At 57.8% G+C, this 21,459-nt stretch carries 23 protein-coding genes; 15 read left to right on the forward strand and 8 right to left on the reverse strand.

All coding sequences use genetic code 11. From position 1 onward, the window contains the following. Window positions 1-736: 736 nt before the first annotated feature. Window positions 737-1,240 carry a Spy/CpxP family protein refolding chaperone gene (locus EHO01S_RS15780; protein ID WP_024524869.1) on the reverse strand — a complete coding sequence of 168 codons (504 nt, stop codon included), beginning with the start codon at window positions 1,238-1,240 and terminating at the stop codon, window positions 737-739. 421 nt (window positions 1,241-1,661) lie between these two features. Between EHO01S_RS15780 and kduI the strand changes: the two genes are divergently transcribed. From kduI to EHO01S_RS15800, 4 genes are all read left to right on the forward strand, one after another. Further along, a complete protein-coding gene (gene kduI, locus EHO01S_RS15785; RefSeq protein WP_024524870.1) occupies window positions 1,662-2,498 on the forward strand; it encodes a 5-dehydro-4-deoxy-D-glucuronate isomerase in 837 nt (278 codons plus the stop codon). A 71-nt stretch (window positions 2,499-2,569) separates the two neighbouring features. Beyond that, on the forward strand, window positions 2,570-3,331 hold the full coding sequence (gene kduD / locus EHO01S_RS15790; protein WP_024524871.1) for a 2-dehydro-3-deoxy-D-gluconate 5-dehydrogenase KduD: 762 nt from the start codon (window positions 2,570-2,572) through the stop codon (window positions 3,329-3,331). Between the two features lie 326 nt (window positions 3,332-3,657). After that, window positions 3,658-3,909, forward strand: coding sequence for a hypothetical protein (locus EHO01S_RS15795; RefSeq protein WP_024524872.1), 252 nt, complete (start codon window positions 3,658-3,660; stop codon window positions 3,907-3,909). A 598-nt stretch (window positions 3,910-4,507) separates the two neighbouring features. Further along, the gene (locus EHO01S_RS15800; protein WP_071991043.1) at window positions 4,508-5,752 is read left to right on the forward strand and encodes a YadA C-terminal domain-containing protein; all 1,245 of its coding nucleotides are present in this window, start codon (window positions 4,508-4,510) and stop codon (window positions 5,750-5,752) included. Window positions 5,753-5,810: 58 nt separating this feature from the next. Here EHO01S_RS15800 and EHO01S_RS15805 read toward each other — a convergent pair whose 3' ends face one another. Then, entirely contained in the window at window positions 5,811-6,503 is a 693-nt protein-coding gene (locus EHO01S_RS15805) for an aspartate/glutamate racemase family protein (protein WP_024524874.1), read from the reverse strand. Between the two features lie 225 nt (window positions 6,504-6,728). On the opposite strand from EHO01S_RS15805, the gene EHO01S_RS15810 reads away from it, so the two are divergent. Continuing rightward, on the forward strand, window positions 6,729-7,061 hold the full coding sequence (locus EHO01S_RS15810; protein ID WP_024524875.1) for a hypothetical protein: 333 nt from the start codon (window positions 6,729-6,731) through the stop codon (window positions 7,059-7,061). Window positions 7,062-7,106: 45 nt separating this feature from the next. Here the strand turns inward: EHO01S_RS15810 and EHO01S_RS15815 are convergent, their stop codons facing one another. Then, window positions 7,107-7,307, reverse strand: coding sequence for a DUF2767 family protein (locus EHO01S_RS15815; protein WP_024524876.1), 201 nt, complete (start codon window positions 7,305-7,307; stop codon window positions 7,107-7,109). Between the two features lie 274 nt (window positions 7,308-7,581). Here EHO01S_RS15815 and uspF point away from each other — a divergent pair, with 274 nt between their 5' ends. Together uspF and EHO01S_RS15825 are read left to right on the forward strand one after the other, a co-directional pair. Then, window positions 7,582-8,016: a universal stress protein UspF gene (gene uspF / locus EHO01S_RS15820; protein WP_024524877.1), complete on the forward strand. Its 435-nt coding sequence runs from the start codon at window positions 7,582-7,584 to the stop codon at window positions 8,014-8,016. Between the two features lie 204 nt (window positions 8,017-8,220). Continuing rightward, complete coding sequence (locus EHO01S_RS15825) at window positions 8,221-8,403, forward strand: GhoT/OrtT family toxin (protein ID WP_024524878.1); 183 nt, start codon at window positions 8,221-8,223, stop codon at window positions 8,401-8,403. A gap of 12 nt (window positions 8,404-8,415) precedes the next feature. On the opposite strand, the gene mrdA is transcribed toward EHO01S_RS15825, so the two are convergent. Further along, on the reverse strand, window positions 8,416-10,371 hold the full coding sequence (mrdA, locus tag EHO01S_RS15830) for a penicillin-binding protein 2 (protein WP_024524879.1): 1,956 nt from the start codon (window positions 10,369-10,371) through the stop codon (window positions 8,416-8,418). A gap of 226 nt (window positions 10,372-10,597) precedes the next feature. Then, a complete protein-coding gene (locus EHO01S_RS15835; protein WP_024524880.1) occupies window positions 10,598-10,963 on the reverse strand; it encodes a DUF805 domain-containing protein in 366 nt (121 codons plus the stop codon). 340 nt (window positions 10,964-11,303) lie between these two features. Here EHO01S_RS15835 and EHO01S_RS15840 point away from each other — a divergent pair, with 340 nt between their 5' ends. Genes EHO01S_RS15840 through EHO01S_RS15860 form a run of 5 tightly spaced genes read left to right on the forward strand, consistent with a single transcriptional unit; the run spans window position 11,304 to window position 16,056 of the window. Continuing rightward, on the forward strand, window positions 11,304-12,890 hold the full coding sequence (locus tag EHO01S_RS15840) for an ABC transporter substrate-binding protein (RefSeq protein ID WP_071991044.1): 1,587 nt from the start codon (window positions 11,304-11,306) through the stop codon (window positions 12,888-12,890). Beyond that, window positions 12,890-13,864, forward strand: a complete 975-nt coding sequence (locus EHO01S_RS15845) for an ABC transporter permease (protein ID WP_024524882.1) — start codon at window positions 12,890-12,892, stop codon at window positions 13,862-13,864. The genes EHO01S_RS15840 and EHO01S_RS15845 overlap by 1 nt, the downstream gene beginning before the upstream one ends. After that, window positions 13,854-14,666, forward strand: coding sequence for an ABC transporter permease (locus EHO01S_RS15850; RefSeq protein ID WP_024524883.1), 813 nt, complete (start codon window positions 13,854-13,856; stop codon window positions 14,664-14,666). The genes EHO01S_RS15845 and EHO01S_RS15850 overlap by 11 nt, the downstream gene beginning before the upstream one ends. Continuing rightward, window positions 14,660-15,454: an ATP-binding cassette domain-containing protein gene (locus EHO01S_RS15855; RefSeq protein ID WP_024524884.1), complete on the forward strand. Its 795-nt coding sequence runs from the start codon at window positions 14,660-14,662 to the stop codon at window positions 15,452-15,454. Before EHO01S_RS15850 ends, EHO01S_RS15855 begins: the two co-directional genes overlap by 7 nt. After that, window positions 15,448-16,056, forward strand: coding sequence for an ATP-binding cassette domain-containing protein (locus EHO01S_RS15860; protein ID WP_024524885.1), 609 nt, complete (start codon window positions 15,448-15,450; stop codon window positions 16,054-16,056). Before EHO01S_RS15855 ends, EHO01S_RS15860 begins: the two co-directional genes overlap by 7 nt. 106 nt (window positions 16,057-16,162) lie before the next feature. Here EHO01S_RS15860 and EHO01S_RS15865 read toward each other — a convergent pair whose 3' ends face one another. Beyond that, window positions 16,163-17,446 carry an SLC5/6 family protein gene (locus EHO01S_RS15865; RefSeq protein WP_024524886.1) on the reverse strand — a complete coding sequence of 428 codons (1,284 nt, stop codon included), beginning with the start codon at window positions 17,444-17,446 and terminating at the stop codon, window positions 16,163-16,165. Window positions 17,447-17,836: 390 nt separating this feature from the next. Next, a complete protein-coding gene (locus EHO01S_RS15870) occupies window positions 17,837-18,493 on the reverse strand; it encodes a transglycosylase SLT domain-containing protein (protein ID WP_024524887.1) in 657 nt (218 codons plus the stop codon). 165 nt (window positions 18,494-18,658) lie between these two features. Here EHO01S_RS15870 and ghoS point away from each other — a divergent pair, with 165 nt between their 5' ends. Together ghoS and EHO01S_RS15880 are read left to right on the forward strand one after the other, a co-directional pair. Beyond that, a complete protein-coding gene (gene ghoS / locus EHO01S_RS15875; RefSeq protein ID WP_024524888.1) occupies window positions 18,659-18,988 on the forward strand; it encodes a type V toxin-antitoxin system endoribonuclease antitoxin GhoS in 330 nt (109 codons plus the stop codon). 87 nt (window positions 18,989-19,075) lie between these two features. Continuing rightward, on the forward strand, window positions 19,076-19,948 hold the full coding sequence (locus EHO01S_RS15880) for a fructosamine kinase family protein (RefSeq protein WP_024524889.1): 873 nt from the start codon (window positions 19,076-19,078) through the stop codon (window positions 19,946-19,948). Between the two features lie 49 nt (window positions 19,949-19,997). On the opposite strand, the gene EHO01S_RS15885 is transcribed toward EHO01S_RS15880, so the two are convergent. Beyond that, a complete protein-coding gene (locus EHO01S_RS15885; protein WP_024524890.1) occupies window positions 19,998-20,543 on the reverse strand; it encodes a YniB family protein in 546 nt (181 codons plus the stop codon). 185 nt (window positions 20,544-20,728) lie between these two features. Here EHO01S_RS15885 and hxpB point away from each other — a divergent pair, with 185 nt between their 5' ends. After that, on the forward strand, window positions 20,729-21,388 hold the full coding sequence (gene hxpB, locus EHO01S_RS15890) for a hexitol phosphatase HxpB (RefSeq protein WP_024524891.1): 660 nt from the start codon (window positions 20,729-20,731) through the stop codon (window positions 21,386-21,388). Window positions 21,389-21,459: the final 71 nt, after the last annotated feature.

A 21,459-nucleotide genomic window follows, 5' to 3' on the forward strand; every position in this document is an offset into this window, starting at 1 on the left:
CGGCTAATCCGGCCATTCTATAGCGAGGTAATGTTAGCGCCGCTGGCGGCGCTATCCGGAGACGGGATAAGCCGCGGATGGCGTAGCCGGCGACACGCCACGCCACACCCCCGCCGACCGGCTAATCCGACCATTCTATAGCGAGGTAATGTTAGTGCGCGCTGGCGGCGCTATCTGGAGACGGGATAAGCCGCGGATGGCATAGCCGGCGACACGCCACCGCACACCCCCGCCGACCGGCTAATCCGGCCATTCTATAGCGAGGTAATTTAAGCACCCAGTAGTTGAGCGGTTGAGCGGTTGAGCGATACGATGACGCCGTAATCCACGGAGACTGTAGCGCCGTTGGACACGCGCCCCACGAGCCCAAAACCTCCCCGCCATCATCCGATATGATGACGGCGCTTCGGCTCATTAGGTGGGAGATGCACTATCCTCAGCCAACGCGCACACCATCGTTCTCGCCCAAGGCGCCGCTGACGATGGTTTGGCGGCAATCTCTCGCGTCGTCAGCGGCGCGTTCCCGCTAAGTCAGCCGCGCCGCGAGACACACGCCGGCCGGCATAATGCGCTTGAAGGACTGCGAGTAGCGCGGTGTGGATGAACGCTAGCGTGGCTAGTCAAGCATGGGCATTAGTCGGTGGACAAGCCGGATTCTCCCGAACAAAACCAGGAACGCCCACGCGTTCCTGGTATAGAGAACCACTCATGCCGCGACGCTGTCCCTTTCGTCTGACTAGTCTTGCATCCAACGCTGCATTTGTTGCCATCCCTGTTCGGCATTCGCATTGAAGGCTTTTTTCTGCTCCGGCGTTAACACATTGTACATTTGATGTTCCATCTTTAACCGTTGCAGAATTTGTTGGTTGTGGCGCTGATTGACCGCGTCCAATTGGCCGCGTACGGCATTTTCATCAAACTTATCGCCGGTAATAATCTGTTGCTGCTGTTTAAAATCTTCATTCCATGCCGCGCGATCATTCTCATTGGCATACTGGCGGACAATATCGCGCATCTGTTGGCGTTGAGCGTCGCTCAGGTTCAGTCCGGCAAACATTCCCCAGTGGCGCGGCCCATGCCCATCGCGCCACATCATATTATGGTGATGGTAACCATACCCCATCATCATGCCGCCATCTTGCCAGCAGGGAGGGGTATCGTCGTCCGACTGCTGTGCCCAGGCGGATCCCACTCCCAAGGCCAGCGATGCCGCCAGCGCAATCACAGTTAACTTATTCATTATGGCTCCTTAACGCTCACTCCTCGACTGGCGCCACCCTCGCCGGAACGCCACCACCGCGTGGTGCTGCTCTCCGTACGACGGACGTCTGATAGATTTAGCTTATAACTCAATGCCTCATACAAGGTAAATATGAGTAAATTAATTCAAATTAATTGTATTAATTCGTTTTTATTTTTTTCGTGATGTGTCTAGCCCCTCTCCGCTTATCTTAGCGCAAGCGTTCGCCTCCCCGCATACGGTGGCAAAAGTGTGATCTCCCGCCATAAATGCAATACCGATTCTAAAAAATCAAAACGGCATTTCATTTTTGATTGAAGCTCGTGTGGGATTGCGTTAGGATCCTGCCATCTGATGACGACGCCGGCAGCTGTCGCGCCGGGCGTCGCCAGGCATGACTGAGCATAACGAGGTAACCAGCATGGAAGTCCGTCAAAGCATCCACAGCGATCACGCTAAACAGTTAGATACCGCCGGCCTACGCCGGGAGTTCCTCATCGAGACGATCTTCGAGGCGGATCGTTACACCATGGTGTACAGCCATATCGATCGTATTATCGTCGGGGGGATCCTGCCGCTGACGCACACGGTCGCCATAGGCGATGAGGTTGGAAAACAGCTCGGTGTCGACTATTTCTTAGCGCGCCGGGAACTGGGGGTGATCAACATCGGCGGTCCCGGACGGATTTTGGTCGATGGTGAGACGTATGAGATTGGCACCCGCGAAGCCTTGTATGTCGGTAAAGGGGCCCGTAAGTTGACCTTCAGCAGCCTTGATGCCGCGCACCCGGCCAAGTTCTACTATAACAGCGCCCCGGCGCACACCCACTATCCGACACGTAAGATCACCCAGGCAGAAGTCGCGCCGCAGACGCTCGGCGATGCCAAGACCAGTAATCGCCGTACCATCAATAAGTATATGGTGCCGGAGGTATTACCGACCTGTCAGCTTTCGATGGGGTTGACCGAACTGGCCGAAGGCAACCTGTGGAACACCATGCCATGCCATACCCATGAACGCCGCATGGAGGTTTACTTCTATTTCGATATGGCGCCGGACAGTTGCGTGTTCCACATGATGGGACAGCCGCAGGAGACCCGCCACATCATCATGCATAACGAGCAAGCGGTGATCTCACCGAGCTGGTCGATTCATTCCGGCGTTGGCACTCAGGCCTATACCTTTATCTGGGGCATGGTGGGCGAAAATCAGGTCTTTGATGACATGGACCATCTCGCCATCGCCGACTTGCGCTAACCCGGTAACGTTATTCACCCGCAGGTCGGCCGCTAGGGCTGGCCGCACTCTAATTCTAAAGGACAAGACTCATGATTCTGGATGCATTCTCTCTACAGGGTAAAGTGGCCATGGTAACCGGGTGCGATACCGGTCTAGGACAAGGCATGGCGCTGGGATTGGCACAGGCCGGCTGTGATATCGTCGGCGTCAATGTGGTCGAGCCGACGGAGACCGCCGACAAGGTGCGCGCCTTGGGACGGACTTTCGTCAGCCTGACGGCCGACCTGCGTGATCAGGCCGTCATTCCGGATCTGGTCGCCCAGGCCGTCGCAACCTGCGGCCACATCGATATTCTGGTCAACAATGCCGGCATTATCCGCCGCCAGGACGCGATCGACTTCAGCGAACAGGACTGGGATGATGTGATGAACCTGAACATCAAGAGCGTCTTCTTCCTTTCTCAGGCCGTAGCGCGCCAGTTTATCGCTCAGGGCCAGGGCGGCAAGATCATCAACATCGCTTCTATGCTCTCCTTCCAAGGCGGTATTCGCGTCCCCTCTTACACCGCATCAAAGAGCGCCGTCATGGGGGTAACGCGTCTATTGGCCAACGAGTGGGCCAAACACGGCATTAACGTCAACGCTATCGCTCCGGGTTATATGGCGACTAACAATACCCAGCAGCTACGCAGCGATGAGGCGCGCAACCAGGCGATCCTGGAGCGTATCCCGGCGAATCGTTGGGGTCTGCCGCAAGATCTGATGGGCCCGGTGGTTTTCCTTTCGTCATCCGCCTCCGATTACGTCAACGGCTACACCCTGGCCGTCGACGGCGGTTGGTTGGCACGCTAATTCCGCCGCGGGATCCGCTAACGGCGGATCCCGCTCTAATATCATTGTGTGCATTTTTACTGATTTACACCATAAAAACCACAGCAGACACTACCACTTCCATTCTATGCAATATATTGCGTCAAAATTAAGCCAACCAACAGAATAATAAGCATTTCTTATTGGATGCATTCCTTTATAAATCGCGTCAACTACCTACACAAAAATTGATATTGGTCATTATTTATTCACGCGGGTTTTGCTTCTATAAAAACTCACTTATGTGAGGGTTATCACAATAAATTGCCTCTCGGCGCCTGTTGAATTTTTGCTGTAGGAGAAACGCTATGTCGGTTATCCATACCCGCCTCAATCTATTCGGTGGCGATACACTCATCGTGCGTTGTGCACACGCCTTCTCGGTACACCTGGCCAGCGACGATAATCCCCATTTGCAGTGTCTCGCACCGGCCGCGCCGCGCCAGCAGCAGACCTCGGGAGAGGTTTATCTCAGCATTCCCTTTAACGGGTTATGGAGTCTGGTCATCGATGCTCAGGGCGACAGCGTAGAGCACTCCGTCCGCTACCTGCCGGCCTAACGCCAACACGCTCGCCCCCCAGATAACAGAGTGCGAGTGACGTCCTGGTATGCCAGGCGTACCGTATGACTCGCTCTCTGCCCCACAGACGCGCGACATAAGAGCGTCAGCTTCGCCAATACCTGCTTGATACGCATGCCGTTTAGCGCCAAAAAACAAAGCCACAATATTACAAAGTGTTAGAAAATATTAATAAAGAGACAAAAGGAACAAACCAATAAATAACGTGGATGGCACTTTTTTATCGTTAAAATTAATAACGCCAGGGAGATTATTTTTAGATAATTTGTCAATTAGCAAAATATTAGATGTTTATGCTAAAAATAGCACTTATATAAATACCTTGCTCGAACATAAGTCAACTTTGTCGCATATGATGCGAGAAATTTCTGATATGGTCACCCCGGATAGCGAAACGTATATTGCCTCGCGACGAAGGCATCCCCACTGTTTGTTCCCTTGCGTACATTACGCTCGCCAGCGCTTGCCTAAATATAGACCGAACCATCACCACTCGATCAGGTGATGACGCTCAGCCTCTCGCTCGTGAGCGATGGGCCGCCCTCTTTCACCCTGAATAAATAGTTGGCTGCCAATAATGAAAAACTGTCACGTTATTTTATGGTTGTCCCTACTTCCTTTCACCTCCCCACTAACCTATGCCGCTCGCGCCCCTCTCGACCACAGCGACAGCCGTTTAACCAGTTCAACCAGTTCAACCAGTTCAACCAGTTCAACCAGTTCAACCAGTTCAACCAGTTCAACCAGCTTGGGGAGTTACCAAGCGGGCGGCGGTCAAGCCGATGGCCAGAACTCCATCGTCATCGGTAACGGATCGCATTCCAACACCCAATCTCACACCGCCATCGCCATCGGCATTGCGACCACGATCAGCTCGAGCCCTTATTCGACCAGTATCGGCTCCAGTAGCGCCATCCAAAGTGATTCCGATGGTGCCAACGCCATCGGTTGGAAGAGCGAGATCGGCAGCCATAATACCGGTAGCAATGCCATCGGCATCGAAAGTAAGATCAATGACTATTCAGGCGGCAGCAACGCCCTGGGGGATACGGCCACCATCGGCAGTCATTCGACCGCTGCCAATGCCATCGGCGCCTCCAGCCAGATCGGCAACAACGCCAGCGCCGCCATCGCGTTAGGTAGCAATGCCCACGTGGCGAATAAGGCCGCTTACAGTAGCGCTATCGGCAATCATGCCAGCGTTGCGGCTAACGCCGTCAGCAGCGTCGCGCTCGGCAACAAGGCCTCGGTCAGTGCCAGCCATGCCGTCAGTATCGGCGAGAACAGCACCAATCAACGTAGCCAGAGCGTCTCTTTCGGTAATGCGCAACAGAGTCGACAACTCACGCATGTCGCCGCCGGCACCGAGCAAACCGACGCCGTCAACGTCAGCCAATTGCAACAGGTTCAACAGGCCGAACAAGGCGACCATAGCGCCATCGCTCAACATGATTCGCGCCTCGTGCAGCATGATCAGCAGATCAGTCAGAACCGCCAGACCATCAATCGCGAATGGCAGGCGGTTAACCACTGGCAAAATGACGTCAACCGCCGCCTCGGCGGCATGCAGAACCAAATCGACAACAATCGTCACGAACTCCGGCAAATCGCGGCCAAAAATGCCGCACTAGCTGGATTATTTCAGCCTTATCATGTCGGTAAATTTAATGCTAGCGCCGCCTTGGGCGGATACAAAGATCAACAAGCGCTAGCCGTTGGGGTCGGCTACCGTTTTAACCCGCAGTTCGCGGCGAAAGCCGGCGCCGCCTTCAATGATAACAGCGTCGAATATAATGTCGGCGTGAACTACGAGTTCAACTAAGGCGTATTGTCCATGGCGCGCCGCGCGCAACGTTCTCCGCCTGCGGCGGGGAGCGCGCTTAACGAAGCGCGGCCTCGACGGCGGCGGCGGCATGCAGCGCGGTGGTATCAAAGAGCGGCACCGCGCTATCTTCCGGCTGAACCAACAACATGATTTCGGTACAGCCTAAGATCACCGCCTCGGCGCCAGCCTGAACGAGGCGCGCGATCACCTGGCGATAGGCCGCGCGCGACTGCGGATGGATCTGACCGGCGACCAGTTCATGGTAAATAATGCGATGTACCGTGGCACGATCCATCGCCTCGGGGACGATCACCTCTAGCCCATGCCGCTCGCTTAACCGTCCTTTGTAAAAGTCATGCTCCATGGTAAACGCGGTACCCAACAGCCCCACTTTGCGCAAGCCCGCTGCCTTGATGGCCTCAGCCGTCGGATCTGCAATATGAATCAATGGGATGGATAATGCGGCCTCCACTGCCGGTGCCATACGGTGCATGGTGTTGGTGCAGATCAACAAGACCTCCGCGCCGGCATTTTGCAGACGTTGCGCGGCATCGACCATCCGCTCTGTGAGCGTCTCCCAGTCGCCATGGTGCTGTAACGCCTCGATCTCGGCAAAATTAAAAGACCACAATAGCACGCGCGCCGAGGCGGTCGGCCCGAGCTGGTCACGCACCCCTTGATTCACAATACGGTAATACTCCGCCGAGCTTTCCCAACTCATACCGCCAAGCAATCCTATCGTTTTCATTCTGCGCTCCTTCGTCGATTGATAGTGAAGATCTGTGATGGATAATAGCTGTTGTTATACTGTCGCCACGAGAGTCATGACACCGCTCTACGTTAGCGCTTTTTCGCCTAAGCTCAAGAGATAGCCCGTGTACTGCGGCCATGGACATCACGCCGCCCCGCCGGGTGCAACCGGCAATCGATTTGCTGGTAACATCGCGGGTAACACGGCAGCGAGGAGAACAATATGGAGAGACTGGTCGATTATCTGTGCCACGCGCTGACACCTACACCGCTCGGCATGCGCCGCCGGCTACAACGGCGCACGATACGAATCGATGCGTCCGCCGAGGTGCAACTGACGCTGAGCCAGTGGCGCTTTGCAAACGGTGTACTATTGCAACAGGAGTATGAGGCGGAGCTTGCCCCCGCCGACACAGCGGCGCAATGCCCCGCCTGCCTGATCCGCTGGCGGGTGCTCGAGGACGCCGGTCTCACCATCCAACCGCGGGAGAAGACCTTTCACAACCGCTGCCAACAGGATTTCTGGCTAAAGGCGGCAGGCCGCGACGGCCTATGATGCCAGAGCAGCGACAACGCCATGGCCTCGGCGCGTTGCCGGGCGTTAGAGATCGCCAAGGACATCGATCGCCATCTCGGCGATCTGCTGCTGGCGCGTATCCGCATTCTCTTTCGCCGTCGCCTGATGGGCCTGTAGATGCGCTAAGATATTGCTGGTATTCACCGTTAAACCATGTTGATGCAGGCGGATCACCGCCAAGCCGATCAATTCACAAGCCTGGTTAAACAAGAGTGCGTCTTTCATTTTATTACAGCCTCATCGTGCAATAACAACAGTAGAGCGACTTCCATTGCGTCAGCTAACGCGCTCGTCCGCTTTAACTCACGCGCTTTATCTCATGGCACAACATGCACTATACGCTATCACAATCGCACCGCGCTCGACAGCGCGGCGGCATAGAGCGCGGTGCCCTCTGCGGCTTTATTTCCCTTGCCACCCGCCGCGATGAAAAAAACGGACTACACTTAGCTATAGCATCAGTGATTACTTTACTTTTGTCTAAAAAACAGGAGATTGTATGTACAAGACCATTCTGGTTCCCATCGACCTCAGTGAAGATAACATGTCCAGACTGGTGATCCCGCACGTAGAACATTTCGCCAAGCAAGAGGACGCCCATATCCACTTCCTTGCCGTACTGCCGCCCCTGAGCAGCTTCTATGGCATGGGGTCGCTACCGGTCGGCCACTATCCGTCGGAAACCGATCGTCTGCGTCATGCCGAGGCGGGGTTACGGCAAGTCGCTGCCAGCTTCAACCTACCGGATGACCGGGTAGATTGCCATGTCGCCATCGGTGCGCCGCGCGATCGCATTCTGGAACAGGCGCAGTCTATCGCCGCCGATCTGATCATCGTCGCCTCCCACCGTCCCGACATTACCACCTATCTGTTGGGATCGACGGCGGCCTCGGTGGTACGCCACGCCACCAGCGCGGTCCTGGTGATCCGTTAATCGCCCCAGGCCTGGCGGCGCAGCTGTCAGGCCTGCTTGCCGCTTCTTGGCACTGCGCCCCCTTTCCGAGCTACGCCTTCCCCTTGGCGTAGCGGGTAAAATTTGCCATCATAGTCCGATACATAGCTAATTTTCGCTTAGCGGTGCCTTGACGCGCCGCCTTGCGCCGTCCGGTTGGCGGCGCCATTTATTATTAGGTTACACATGCATTCCGAAATATGGGCGTTGATCAAGACGGCCTACTGTATCGGCGTACTCGTTTGTGCGTTGGTGACGTTTTTCGCTTCGCGCGACCCCTCGATTAAGATACGTCTACTCTCGGCCCTGTTAATCGGTCTGACCTGGCCGATGAGCTTTCCTCTGGTTCTGCTCACCTGGCTCTTCTAGCCGTGACGTGGCTTAGGCGGTCGGCGTCGCCTGGTTCGAGACGCTCGCTCCGCGGGCGGCAAGCGGAGCCTGGCTCCGTGCCCCGGGGGCGACGGACGCCATGACCGGCGCGTTGCTGCTCGGCCGGAAGAGGTAGTCGAGAATGGCGCGTGTCACCGGTGCCGCCACCACGCCATCGCCGCCCCCATTCTCCAGGATCACCGCCATGGCAATGCGGGGATGGGGGTAAGGCGCGAAGACGGTATAGAAGATATGGTCGCGCAGCCGTACCGGGATCATCTTCGCGTTATAGACCTGGTTCTGTTTCAGGCCGAAGACCTGCGAGGTTCCCGACTTCCCGGCGATCTGGTAGGGGGCGGTATGGAAATATTTGTAGCCGGTGCCGTTAGGATCGTTAGCCATGCCATACATGCCCCGCTTAACGATGTCCCACACCGGCGAGGTCGGCGTGGCTATCTGGCGAAAGTGACTCTGGCGGTACGGTACGATCTGCTGACCGCGCTGCACGGCATACAACAGATGCGGCGTCACCACCTTACCGTTATTGATCAAGATCCCGAGCGCCTTCACCATCTGGATCGGCGTGGCTGTCCAGTATCCCTGGCCGATGCCGACCGACACGGTATCCCCCTGGTACCACGGTTTATGATGTACCCGCAGCTTCCAGGCGCGATCGGGCAAGACACCGCGCGCCTCTTCATCCAGGTCGATGCCAGACAGCTGACCATAGCCAAACTGGCTCATCCATTGATGGATACGATCGATGCCCATCTCGTAGGCGACCTGGTAGAAGAAGGTGTCCGCCGACTCCTCGATGGCTTTCACCACATTCAAGATACCGTGACCGCTCTTGAGCCAATCACGGTAACGCCGGTGCGTCCCAGGCAACGTCCAGGTCGGCGCGCCGAAGAAGGTGGTCTGTGGGGTGATCACCCCCGCCAACAACGCCGCGCTGGCCATATAAGGCTTGACCGTTGAGGCCGGCGGGTAGATCCCTTGGGTGACGCGGTTAATCAGCGGCAGCGCCGGGTTATGCAACAGGGCATTGTATGCTTTATAGGAGATGCCGTTCACGAACGGGTTCGGATCATAGCTCGGGCTGGAGACCATCGCCAGGATGCCGCCATCGCGCGGATCCATCACCACCACCGCCGCGCGCTGCCCTTTCAGTTGTTGCTCAATAAAGTGCTGCAACGGTAGATCGAGGGTCAGATAGACACTGGCCCCGGCATGCGGCGGCAGCTCTTTCAGGTAACGCACGATGCGCCCGTGGCTGTCGACCTCTACCTCTTGGCTGCCCGTCTTGCCGTGCAACAATGACTCGTAATAGCGCTCAATGCCCTGCTTGCCAATATCATGATCGGCGGAGTAGTTTTCTAATTGCCCCGTGGCGTCGAGCCGTTGCAGATCGCGATCGTTGATCTTGGAGACATACCCCACCACGTGGGCTAATTCGGCACCATAGGGGTAATAGCGTTGCTGATAGGTCGAAAGCTGTACGCCGGGAAAGGCGAACTCGTTGACCGCGAAGCGCGCTACCTCCCGCTCGCTCAGGCCCTCTTTCAATGGGACCTCGGCGAAACGCCGGGCATGCTTCATCGCCTGATGGAAATCGTCAATTTCTTGCGGCGTCAACCCCACCAGCGGGGTCAGTGCCTTGAGGGTTTGCGCCAGGTGTGGCGTCTTGCCCGGGATCAGGGAGATCTGGTACAGGGTCTGGTTCTCCACCAAGGGCGTACCGTAGCGATCGTAGATGAGGCCACGTACCGGTGCGACCGGCAGTGTCTTGATGTCATTCTCATCGGATCGGGTCTGGTATTCGGCATGATCCTGCACCTGAAGGTGGTAGAGGTTGGCGATCAGCACGGCAAAGCAGAGGATCACCACGACCAACGCTATCAGCGTGCGGCGCAGAAACAGCGCCGACTCGGCACCATGATCACGGATGGCGTCTTTTAACAGATTCATGCAAAGGAGACACGAGCGGCATGCACAGGCGACCGAGGGCGACTGCGATACGGCGTAACGGATTGAACTCGGTGTCTAAGGGTACGCAGAAAGTGCCGTCCGGCCAACCCGGCGCTTGCTAATCTTCTGGCGGCATTGTTTCAAGATATAACATCTGGCGCAAAATGTGACGGGCGATGAACAAAGATTGCCGAAGGCGGCGCACACGGCGCCGCTAGGCGACCCATTAGGCCAGCGCTTTCGGATTAGGGCCGTAAGCGTTGCTCCCGCTTTGGCTATCGGAGACGGTAAAGACCAGCAATACCAACCAACCGAGCAAGGGGATCAAACCGATCAATACCCACCAGCCGGTACGGCCGATATCATGTAGGCGGCGCACCAGAACAGCGATAGAGGGTACTAAGACCGCCAGGCTATAGACGATAGTCAACACCCCCTCACCATTCTCAAAGCTCCAACCCAGCGCGTTTTGCACCATCGCCAAGACCACGGAGATAATGCAGTTGATCAACACGAACCACCAATACTCTTTACGGCGCGCCCGGCCGGAAAATACAAAGTAGTTTTTCAGAACCTTCAGATACCAGTCCATCATCGTTTCCTTCTTGGCCAGCGAACATACGGCAACATCATGTATTCATTTCTAGTATGGAATTAGCCGCACTATTAATCCAGCTAGCGGACCAGGCTTTTTTCCGCCCGATGGCGATGAGTGCGCCAAAATCAGTTTCCGCCCACGTCATAACGTTTATTTTCTATACATCAGTATGCAAAAGACTGGTAAACTGCATACTTTACCTGTTCTAAATCATGTTTACCCGGCGACGGCTTTGCTATAACAAGCGCCGTTGCGTGTGCTCCCTAACGCGCGCGTTGCCATGCAGCGACAATGAGGTCGCTCAGATGATAAAAAATAACCCTGGGATAGAATAATGATGACAATCGGTAGATTTACCCTGCTTTCCACCGCCCTTACCCTGGCACTCGCCGTACCGGTTCAGGCCGAGCAACCGGCGACCAACCATACCCTGAAGATGGCTATCGGGGCCGAACCGAGCGAGGGCTTCGACCCGATGCTGGGGTGGAGCCACGGCAGCTACTTCCTGCTGCACGCCCCGCTGTTACGCCAGAATGCCGACATGAGTTGGGGCGATCTACTGACGGAGCAAGTCACCACCAGCCAAGACGGGAAGACCTGGGTATTAACCCTGAAGCCCGACCTGAAATTCTCCGATGGCTCCGCGCTGACGGCCGAAGATGTGGTCTTCACCTATAATCAGGCGGCGAAAAGCGGTGGCAAGATCGACATGGGTAACTTTCAGCAGGCCCGCGCGTTGGATGATCGCCGTGTCGAAATCACCCTGAGTGCGCCGCAGAGCACGTTCGTCAACGTGCTCGGCTCCCTGGGGATTGTCCCCAGCGACCATTATAACGCCAAGACCTTCGCCAAGCAGCCGATCGGGGCGGGCCCGTATCGTCTGGTCAGTTTCCAGCCAGGCCAACAGTTGATCGTCGAGGCGAACCCTTATTACGCGGGCAAGAAGAACGATTTTAACCGTCTGGTGTTCGTCTTCCTCGATGAAGACAATGCCTACGCCGCCGCGCAGAGCGGCCAACTGGATCTGGTACGCATCGCCCCGTCGATGGCGGTCGCGCCGCAACAGAAAAACCTGAAGTTGTGGGTGCGTGACAGTGTGGAGAACCGCGGCATCGTCTTCCCGATGGTGCCGGCCGGGAAAAAAGATGCCGAGGGTAATCCCATCGGCAACGACGTGACCGCCGATGTTGCCATCCGGCGCGCCATCAACTACGCGATTAACCGCCAACAACTGGCCGATCAGTTGATGGAGGGGCACGCGATCCCTGCCTATAGTGCGGTACAGGGCTTACCGTGGCAAAACCCGGACATCGCCTTTAAAGACGGCGACCTGGACAAGGCCAAGGCCATTCTGGATCAGGCCGGCTGGAAGCCGGGGAAAGATGGCATCCGAGAAAAAGATGGCCGGCAGGCACGTCTGACCCTGTGGTATGCCAGCGGCGACAGCACCCGGCGCGATATCGCCGAAGCGGTGCGCGCCATGCTGCAACCGCTGGGCATCGCCATCACCTTGCAGTCCGGTAGTTGGGAGACCGTCGAGCGTCATATGCATGCCAATCCGACCCTGTTCGGCTGGGGCAGTCTGGATCCGATGGAGCTGTATCACCACTACAGCGCGAAAGCCGCCGGCGTCGAGTATTACAACCCCGGCTACTACAGCAATCCGGCGGTGGAGCGTCATCTGCAACAAGCGGTGGATGCCCCCGATTGGCGTCAGGCGTTACCTTTCTGGCAACAGGTCGAATGGGATGGCAAACAGGGGGCCGGCGTGCAAGGCGATGCCGCCTGGGCATGGCTACTCAATATCCAGCATACCTATCTGGCCAATCCGTGCATCGATCTCGGCAAAGGCGCACCGGAGATCCACGGTAGTTGGTCGCTGCTGAATAACCTGGATGATTGGACCTGGACCTGCCGTTAATGATGCGTCTGCTTGCTCCGCTGTTGCGGCTGGCTTTACTTCTGGTGCTGGTTGCTACCGGCACCTTTGTTTTGCTCAGCTTCTCGCCGGTCGACCCTATTCGTGCCTATATCGGCAACGATCTGCTGCACGTTCCGCCGGAACAGTACGCCAAGATCGCCGCACGCTGGGGGCTCGACCAACCCCTGTGGCAACGCTTTGGCCACTGGTTCCTGCGCTTGCTACAGGGCGATCTCGGTTACTCGATGCTGTTTAACGCCCCGGTTGCCAGCGTCATCGGCGAACGTTTCACCACCTCCTTCGCCCTGTTGGCCAGCGCCTGGCTGCTCTCCGGCCTAGCCGGCCTTGGCTTGGGGTGTCTGGCGGGACGCTATCTGCACCGTTGGCCGGATCGTCTGATCTGCCGCCTGAGTTACCTGCTCTCCTCACTGCCGACCTTCTGGATCGCCCTGTTGCTGCTGGCGTTGTTCGCCGTCCAGTGGCCGTTGCTGCCGGTTTGTTGCGCCTGGGCACCGGGTGGTGACGCCGCCAGCGCCAGTTGGACGGAGCGCCTACGCCACCTGGTTCTGCCAGTGTGCGCCCTCAGCCTGTTGGGGATGGGGCAGATCACCTTGCATACGCGGGAGAAGATCGCCAGCGTGATGGCCAGCGACTTCGTCCGCTTCGCCCGTGCCCAGGGGGATCGGGGATGGTCGCTGTTACGTAGTCAGGTGTTGCGCCACGCCATCACCCCGGCCTTGTGCCTGCAATTCGCCTCCCTCGGCGAACTGCTCGGCGGCGCACTGCTGGCGGAGAAGGTCTTCGCCTACCCGGGTTTGGGGCAGGCGACCATCGACGCCGGACTACGCGGCGACGTCCCGCTGTTGATGGGGATCGTCCTGTTCAGTACGCTGCTGGTTTTTAGCGGCAACACCCTGTCGGCCTGGCTGATCCGCCGCATGAACCGCGCACTGGAGCGACCCGATGCTGTATAATCCCGCCCCCACCCTGGCGCGTCTGTTTATCGCGTCCTTTCTTTTATTGCTAATCGCCTGGTACGCCTACGACTCGCTCGATCAGAGTCTGGCTATCGATCTATTGGCGCGCCATCAGCCGCCCAGCGCCCGCCACTGGTTCGGTACCGACAACATGGGGCGCGATCTCTGGTTACGCAGTTTCCAAGGTGCGTTGACCAGCCTGCAAATCGGCAGCGGTGCAGCGCTATGCAGCGGGCTGATCGCCTTGCTGATGGCGGCGCTCTCCCAGTTAGATACGCGGCTGGATACGCTGATGCGTTTGCTGACGGACACCCTCCTCTCCCTGCCGCATCTGTTGTTGCTGATCCTGATCTGCTTCACCCTCGGCGGCGGTAAGAGTGGGGTGATCATGGCGGTGGCGCTGACCCACTGGCCGCGCCTGGCGCTGATCCTGCGCGCCGAGGCGCAGCGGGTGGCGCATAGTGACTATCTGACCCTGGCGCGGCGCATCGGCAACGGCCCCGTCTACTGTTGGCGCCATCACTATCTGCCCGCGCTGTTGCCGCAGTGGCTGACCGGCACCCTGCTGATGTTTCCGCACGCCGTATTGCATAGCGCCGCGCTCAGTTTTCTCGGCTTCGGCCTGGCACCGCACGAACCATCGCTAGGCTTGCTATTGGCCGACGCCCTGCGTTTTATCAGCCACGGTAACTGGTGGCTGGTGGTGTTCCCCGGTTTGATGTTGCTGACGTTGGTGTTGCTGTTCGATCAGTTCGCCCACGCGTTACAGCGGCTGTGGCTAAGGAGTGAAGCATGTTAAGTTTTCAAGCTATTACCCTAGAGGCGGCCCACTACCGCTGGTATGGCGCGCGGCGCTGGTCGCCGCTGCTGCGTAACATCTCGCTGGATGTTGCTCCCGGCGAACTGGTGGCGCTGGTCGGCGGCAGCGGCGAGGGCAAGAGCCTGCTGTTGCAGTGCGCCCTTGATCTGCTGCCCGACAACCTGCGCAGTCACGGTACCCTGAGCCTGGATGGTCGACCGCTCTCCGCCGCGTGTCGCCGTCGCTTGCGCGGTCATACCTTGTGCTATGTACCGCAGGGGATCGCGGCGCTGAATCCGCTGCTCAATATCGAGCGCCATCTACAGCGAACCCGCCATCTGGCCGGGCAACATTGGGATCGCGAGCAGGCTAGCGCCGTACTACGCCAGAGTCAGCTCGATCCGGCGGTGATGCAGCGCTATCCACGCCAGCTTTCCGGCGGGATGGCGAAGCGGGTGTTAGCCTGCCACGCCTCCCTCAGTCACGCCCGTTACATTCTGGCTGATGAGATCACCGCCTGGTTGGACGAGCCGTTGGCCTGCCAACTGTTGCAGCAGTTGCGCCGGCTCTGCGAGCAGGGCTGCGGTATTCTGTGGGTGACGCACGATCTGATGCTAGCGGCGCGCTACGCCGATCGCATCGTCGCCCTGCATCAGGGAGAAGTATGCGATAGCGTCAGCCGGGCCCAGTTACAGCGCGGGGAGATCAGCGCGCGCCTGATGCGACAATGGCAGGCCCTGCCAGAGCGCGTCGCCCTGTTCCCGACGGCGGAGGTGGTAGGATGCTGAGTTGTCATGATCTGGCCATCCAGCAAGGTGGAAAATGGCTGTGGCGAGGATTCAACCTACACCTCCAACCGGGTGAACGCGTGGGTATCAGCGCCCCGAGCGGTTTCGGCAAGACTACGCTGGGCCGCGTGTTAGCCGGCTGGCAGAAAGCCGCCGCGGGTCAGGTTCTGCTCGATGGCCATCCCCTTCCCCCGCGCGGTTACTGCCCAGTGCAGTTGGTACCACAGCATCCTGAACAGACCTTCAATCCTTGGCGTACCACCGGTGCCGCCCTGCATGATGCCTGGCGTCCCGATGCCACGATCCTGGCGCGCCTACATATTCAGCCGCAGTGGCTGCTACGCAAGCCGAGCCAACTCTCCGGCGGCGAACTGGCACGTATCGCCCTGCTGCGGGCGTTAGATCCCCGCACCCGCTATCTGATTGCCGACGAGATCACCGCCCAGTTAGATCCGGCGATCCAACGCGATATCTGGCATTACTTGCTGCAAGAGTGCCAGCGTCGCCCCCTCGGTATGATCATTTTTAGCCACCAGCAGGCGCTGTTGCAGCAGATCGCGCCACGCATCCTCACCCCGACGGCGGCATCAGATCCGCGCTGACGGCGCTCCTCTCGGACGCCGTTGCATCGCTCCCCATCCGGCACCCTGGCAGAAAAAACGCACCCGCCAATAGCGGACGGGTGCGTTGGACGCTGGCCTCGCTCGCTTATAGCAAGCTGTATACTAAGGCGGACAAGGCGATAAGCCCCATCAATAAGACGAAGGGGTTACTCGCCGAGCGATATTGGCGCATCGCAGGAATACGGTGAATGGCATACATCGGCAGGATAAACAGGATCACCGCGATCAGCGGGCCGCTGATCGTTTCGATGATATGTAACGCACTCGGGTTCAGGTAGGTAACCAGCCAGGTAACCAGAAACAGCACCAATGCCGCGAGTCGATTCGTCACCCGGGAGGAGACCGGCCGACCAACGCCGCGGAACAGTCCATCGATCAGGCTGGTCGCCCCCTCCGTAACCCCCAGCGAGGTGCCAAGATAAGACTTGGACATCGCCAGAATGGCGATCACCGGCCCCAAGTAGGCGATCAGCGGATTGGCGAAGCGGTTAGCTAAGCTCGAGAGCACCGTAATATTCTGTTGGCGGGCGGCCAGCATATCTGCATAGGACAGGCTCATCACGCAACTGAACACGAAGAACAAGATGCTGACACAGATCAGAATATAGCTGTAGCGCATGATGCGCGCGCAACGGCGCTCCGCCTGCTCGCCATACAGCTGACGTTGGCTAGAGGCGAAAGAGGAGATGATCGGTGCATGGCTAAAAGAAAACACCATCACCGGTACCGCTAACCACAACGAATGCCATAACGTGGGATCGGCCAGATTCGTCTGCCCCAACCCGGCAAAGAACTCTCCCGGCTGCCAGTAAGGGATCAGGTACAGTGAGATCCCCAGCAGGAAAATGATCAAGGGAAACACCAAGACCCCCATCGCCGCCACGATAGTCTCCCGACCGGTACTCAAGATCAAGGCCAGCAGTGCCACAACGCCGAAGCTTAGCCATAGACGCGGCGGTGGCGTCACCTGGAACTGGTGGATCAGAAAGCTTTCCAAGGCGTTAGCGATGGAGATGCTGTAGACCAACACGATGGGGAAAAAGGCCAACAGATACAGCACCATGATCCCCTTGCCAGCCAAGGTGCCAAAGTGCTCCTCCGCCACATCGGTGATGTCGCCGTCGCGACGGCTACCGGAGAGGACCAGACGGCACAGCGCCCGGTGAGGTAAATAGGTCAACGGATAAGCCAGCAACGCCATCAGGATCAACACCAGCGGCCCATTGAGTCCGGCGTTAATCGGCAGGAACAGCGTTCCGGCCCCGACGGCGGTGGCATACAGTCCGAACATCCAGACGGTATCGGTTTTATTCCAGCGGGACAGCCGCGGAGTGGCGCTCTGCCCGGCATCAGTAGCAAGTACGGTCATTAATTCTTCATACCTTGGTTATACGGACGATAGGCTAATGCAGACATCCAGTTCTGCCCGACACACTGCCCCCCGCCCACACGCGACCATCCGGCGGATGCGGTGTCATCCTAGCGGCACTGACGTGGCAAATGCGGAGGTCATACAGCGGTGAGCAAAGGGTGGCAGAATAACTACGGCGGCAATGATATAAAATTTTGCGTGAAAAGTCACAAAAACCCTTTTTTATAGCATAAAAAACCGACGATCACGACAATGGTCGAGGTTCCTCTGGGGAAGGTTCGGTGAGGGACAAGCGGTGTGCGCCAACCACGAACGGTGCACGAAAGAGATGACTGTGGTTAGCCGACAATCGATCCGGGGCTAACCACAGTCAGGACAGAGCCTGAATCAACGCGCCATCGCCAGGTAGGCGTTGTTGACTTTCCATAAGTAACGCGGCGCCTGGGCGGCCGGATGCTTTTTACGAATATACTGGCAGAACTGTTCCGGCGTCATGCGGTTGATCTTGGCGATCGCCGCATCCCGGTCACGGGCGAAGGTACGCAGCATGGCACCCGCCCCGTTGGCGTAAGCGACAATCATCGCATAACGCATGGTCTCGGGATTGGTGATGCCGGCCAACTGCTGGTTCTTCAGGATATTCAGATAGGCGGTACCCAGATCGATATTCACCGCCGGATCTTTCAGTTCACGGGTGGTCGGCTGTCCATAGCGCCCTTTCTTGCGGTAAGCATCACGACCGGCGGTCGATGCCTTTAACTGCATCAGGCCGATAGCATTAGAGCGACTCACCGCGCGGGGATTCCCGCCCGACTCTACCTGGATGATGGCCTTGATCAAGGTTTCATCCACGTTATAAGTGTTGGCCGCACTGCGAATATAGGTAGCAAATTCGCCGTCGTTCGCCAGATCCATATCGGCCGAATCCCGTAAAAATCCCCCGCCATGCTGATTGAGCGTTACCTTGGCTGGCGCCGGCGTATGCTGTTTGGCGCAACCCGCCAGCAGCAATACCGCCAACATACAACCGAGTCGAATCTTCACCGTTACGGCACCTCTTAATACAGGGTTAATAATTAGGTTGGTGAATGGTGCCAGAAAAAAAAGGCGCATGGCTAGCTGATTTTTACGCTTTGTTGCGCCTTTCACCTTTTTGCACACATTTTTAGTCTATTCTTGTGAAGATTCGCCGAGTCGCTGAGGTATGCCATGAGCCAAACCAATTTTACCTGCTATATCGTCAGATTAATGGGTTTGCCCGACGACGAGGCGGTCCACGCGGAGTTACGTCAGGCATTACAGCAGGCCGGTTTCGCCACGACGGTCGCCGATGCCGATGGCATCCCCCATCGGCTGGCGGCCGATACTTACGCCCTGACCAGCGTGCAGGCTCTGTCTGATGTTGAGCGCCTAGCTCAGGCGCTGGGGCAACAGGCGCTGGGGCAGCCGCTCAACGTCGAAGCATGGCGGCGCGACGACTACTTCGCCGCCCGGCGCTTGGCGCGCGCCGACGCGCGCAACGCCTCACAACACGACTAAGTACGCAACATCGCATCCGGTTTCCAAGAGTACGCCGGCAGGCGGCGCGCTCGTTTCGTCTCTCCGCCAACGTCGAGGGGGTAAACCATGTGGCAAGCCGTAAGCCGTCTATTAAGCAGCCATTTCAATGAGACCTTCACCGTACAGGAGCGTCTTGAACTCCCCGGCGGCACGGTACATCGCGCCTGGCGGATCAGCGATGGGCAGCGTAGCGTCTTCATCAAGTGTGATACCCCCGACTTTTTACACAGCTTCCAGGCGGAAGCCGACCAGCTAGCCCTACTGGCACGGAGCGCGACGGTGCGCACGCCGCACGTGTATGGCGTCGGCAGCACCCGCGACGTCAGCTTTTTACTGTTGGAGTACTTGCCGATACGTCCGCTGGACGCACATCACGCCTATCTGTTCGGCCAACAGCTGGCACGGCTACACCGCTGGGGAGAGCAACCGCAGTTTGGCTTCGACACCGATAACCTGTTGGCCACCTCCCCGCAACCCAACGCCTGGCAACGGCGCTGGTCGACTTTCTTCGCCGAACAGCGTATTGGCTGGCAACTTCAGTTAGCGGCGGAAAAAGGCATCACCTTTGGCGATATCGATCAGATTGTCGAGCGCGTCCGGACACGACTGCAAGATCACCAGCCGCAACCGGCGTTGCTGCATGGCGATCTGTGGCCGGACAATATGGGTCTTAGCATGGCGGGGCCGGTGATCTTTGACCCCGCCTGCTATTGGGGAGATCGCGAATGCGATCTGGCGTTGCTGCCGCTCTATACGCAACTCCCGCCGCAGATCTATGACGGATATCAGAGCGTCTGGCCGTTGCCGCGGGGCTTTATCGAACGTCAGCCGCTTTACCAGCTCTATCACCGTCTCAACCAGTGCAACCTGTTCGCCGGTCCCCATCTGGAGCTGGCGAGCAAAGCCATCGAGGCGCTGATGCACGACGATGCGGCCTAGCCCGCATCCCGCTCGCCTGCGACGGTCAGGCGCTAAGGCTTGACCGCGCTTATAGCATCCCCAGCAGACGTAGCACCAGATAGCCGAGCGCCAGCAGGATCAGCGGCAACAGATAAAGCGGGAAGATTTGCCGCAGGATGGTGTGGTGCGGAATGACGATACGCTGCTCCAGTTGCGCACGTGTCTGCCCCGTCTCGCCTTTGGCCTGTTCGAGGATGAGGTAATCCTCCAGTCCCTCACGGATATGGCGCACCTGGCGCGTCATACGGGCTCCGGAGCTACAGAGCGCCATGCCGACAAAGATTAACCAGTAGATTACCAAGAACAACACATTGCTGGTGGTGATCCCCTCTCCCCATACCGGCAGCGGCGCATGCCGCCAGAACAGATCCAGAAACGGCGTGTTAAAGCGCACCATGTCGATCATCACATGGACGAAATCCAGCATCACCGCATTGATGCCCTGCTGCTTTTCGCTGTGTTGGTACAGGAAGCCCAACAACGAAATTAACGTCGATAATAGCGCAGGAATGAACACTATCCAGCCCAAGATACGCTTGGCGATCGCCATCCAACCGGCCTGTTGATAGGTCATACACACCCCTCAGTTACCTAATTCTTCAATCAATGCCGCGCAGTCTACGTGGCTATGCCCGGCGACGCAATCGGCAGAGGCTGGCCCGCACACACGGCTAAGCGGCGTCCCCATCATCTGCTTAAACAAAAGCATAGTGAATGGTACAGTAAGCGCACCGACTTTCTGCCCGTGCAAGGAGCATCATGAGTACTGGACGCATCACCACCGCCCTCTTCGATATGGATGGTTTATTGATAGACTCGGAACCGTTATGGCAAAGCAGCGAACTGGAGATCTTTGCCGAGTTGGGGCTAAACATACACGATGAGGTGCCGGAGACGCTGGGTCTTCGCATCGATCAGGTGGTTCGCCTGTGGTATCAGCGTCAACCGTGGCGCGGTCTGAGCCAACAGACGGTGTGCCAACGTATCCTGGATCGGGTGTTAGAACAGGTGCGTGAGACGCGTCCCCTGCTGCCCGGCGTAGAAGCGGCATTGCGCCTGTGCCGGCAACAGGATCTACGTATCGGTCTGGCTTCAGCCTCGCCGTTGCCTATGTTGCATGAGGTGCTGAAGATGTTCGACCTGGAGACCTATTTCGATCACGTCGCCTCCGCTGAGCATCTGCCGCACAGCAAACCGCACCCGGAAGTCTACCTGCGGGCCGCCGAGGCGCTCGCTAGCGATCCCCTGGCCTGCGTCACGCTGGAGGACTCCTTTAACGGCATGATCGCCACTAAGGCGGCCCGTATGCGTTCGATCGTGGTACCCGCCGCCAGTGTCTTCGCCGACCCGCGTTGGGCGCTAGCCGAGGTCAAACTGCCCTCCCTGACGCAGTTGCGCGCCGACGATCTCCAGCCCTGACGCCTCGCCCACCGGGAACATCACCGCAGGAGCCGCACAAAAAGGCTCCTTTTCTGTATATTTATACAGCA

This window comes from Edwardsiella hoshinae NBRC 105699 = ATCC 33379, assembly GCF_000474215.1.
GTDB classification, from domain to species: domain Bacteria; phylum Pseudomonadota; class Gammaproteobacteria; order Enterobacterales; family Enterobacteriaceae; genus Edwardsiella; species Edwardsiella hoshinae.

Excerpts from the sequence above, each read along its gene's own strand:
- EHO01S_RS15805 (WP_024524874.1), bottom strand. The coding sequence starts at position 6,503 with ATGAAAACGATAGGATTGCTTGGCGGTATGAGTTGGGAAAGCTCGGCG.
- EHO01S_RS15860 (WP_024524885.1), top strand. The coding sequence starts at position 15,448 with ATGCTGAGTTGTCATGATCTGGCCATCCAGCAAGGTGGAAAATGGCTG.
- EHO01S_RS15865 (WP_024524886.1), bottom strand. The coding sequence starts at position 17,446 with ATGACCGTACTTGCTACTGATGCCGGGCAGAGCGCCACTCCGCGGCTG.
- EHO01S_RS15880 (WP_024524889.1), top strand. The coding sequence starts at position 19,076 with ATGTGGCAAGCCGTAAGCCGTCTATTAAGCAGCCATTTCAATGAGACC.
- EHO01S_RS15800 (WP_071991043.1), top strand. The coding sequence starts at position 4,508 with ATGAAAAACTGTCACGTTATTTTATGGTTGTCCCTACTTCCTTTCACC.
- EHO01S_RS15855 (WP_024524884.1), top strand. The coding sequence starts at position 14,660 with ATGTTAAGTTTTCAAGCTATTACCCTAGAGGCGGCCCACTACCGCTGG.
- EHO01S_RS15850 (WP_024524883.1), top strand. The coding sequence starts at position 13,854 with ATGCTGTATAATCCCGCCCCCACCCTGGCGCGTCTGTTTATCGCGTCC.
- EHO01S_RS15835 (WP_024524880.1), bottom strand. The coding sequence starts at position 10,963 with ATGGACTGGTATCTGAAGGTTCTGAAAAACTACTTTGTATTTTCCGGC.
- kduD (WP_024524871.1), top strand. The coding sequence starts at position 2,570 with ATGATTCTGGATGCATTCTCTCTACAGGGTAAAGTGGCCATGGTAACC.
- EHO01S_RS15815 (WP_024524876.1), bottom strand. The coding sequence starts at position 7,307 with ATGAAAGACGCACTCTTGTTTAACCAGGCTTGTGAATTGATCGGCTTG.
- hxpB (WP_024524891.1), top strand. The coding sequence starts at position 20,729 with ATGAGTACTGGACGCATCACCACCGCCCTCTTCGATATGGATGGTTTA.
- kduI (WP_024524870.1), top strand. The coding sequence starts at position 1,662 with ATGGAAGTCCGTCAAAGCATCCACAGCGATCACGCTAAACAGTTAGAT.
- EHO01S_RS15845 (WP_024524882.1), top strand. The coding sequence starts at position 12,890 with ATGATGCGTCTGCTTGCTCCGCTGTTGCGGCTGGCTTTACTTCTGGTG.
- EHO01S_RS15810 (WP_024524875.1), top strand. The coding sequence starts at position 6,729 with ATGGAGAGACTGGTCGATTATCTGTGCCACGCGCTGACACCTACACCG.
- mrdA (WP_024524879.1), bottom strand. The coding sequence starts at position 10,371 with ATGAATCTGTTAAAAGACGCCATCCGTGATCATGGTGCCGAGTCGGCG.
- ghoS (WP_024524888.1), top strand. The coding sequence starts at position 18,659 with ATGAGCCAAACCAATTTTACCTGCTATATCGTCAGATTAATGGGTTTG.
- uspF (WP_024524877.1), top strand. The coding sequence starts at position 7,582 with ATGTACAAGACCATTCTGGTTCCCATCGACCTCAGTGAAGATAACATG.
- EHO01S_RS15840 (WP_071991044.1), top strand. The coding sequence starts at position 11,304 with ATGATGACAATCGGTAGATTTACCCTGCTTTCCACCGCCCTTACCCTG.
- EHO01S_RS15825 (WP_024524878.1), top strand. The coding sequence starts at position 8,221 with ATGCATTCCGAAATATGGGCGTTGATCAAGACGGCCTACTGTATCGGC.
- EHO01S_RS15780 (WP_024524869.1), bottom strand. The coding sequence starts at position 1,240 with ATGAATAAGTTAACTGTGATTGCGCTGGCGGCATCGCTGGCCTTGGGA.
- EHO01S_RS15795 (WP_024524872.1), top strand. The coding sequence starts at position 3,658 with ATGTCGGTTATCCATACCCGCCTCAATCTATTCGGTGGCGATACACTC.
- EHO01S_RS15885 (WP_024524890.1), bottom strand. The coding sequence starts at position 20,543 with ATGACCTATCAACAGGCCGGTTGGATGGCGATCGCCAAGCGTATCTTG.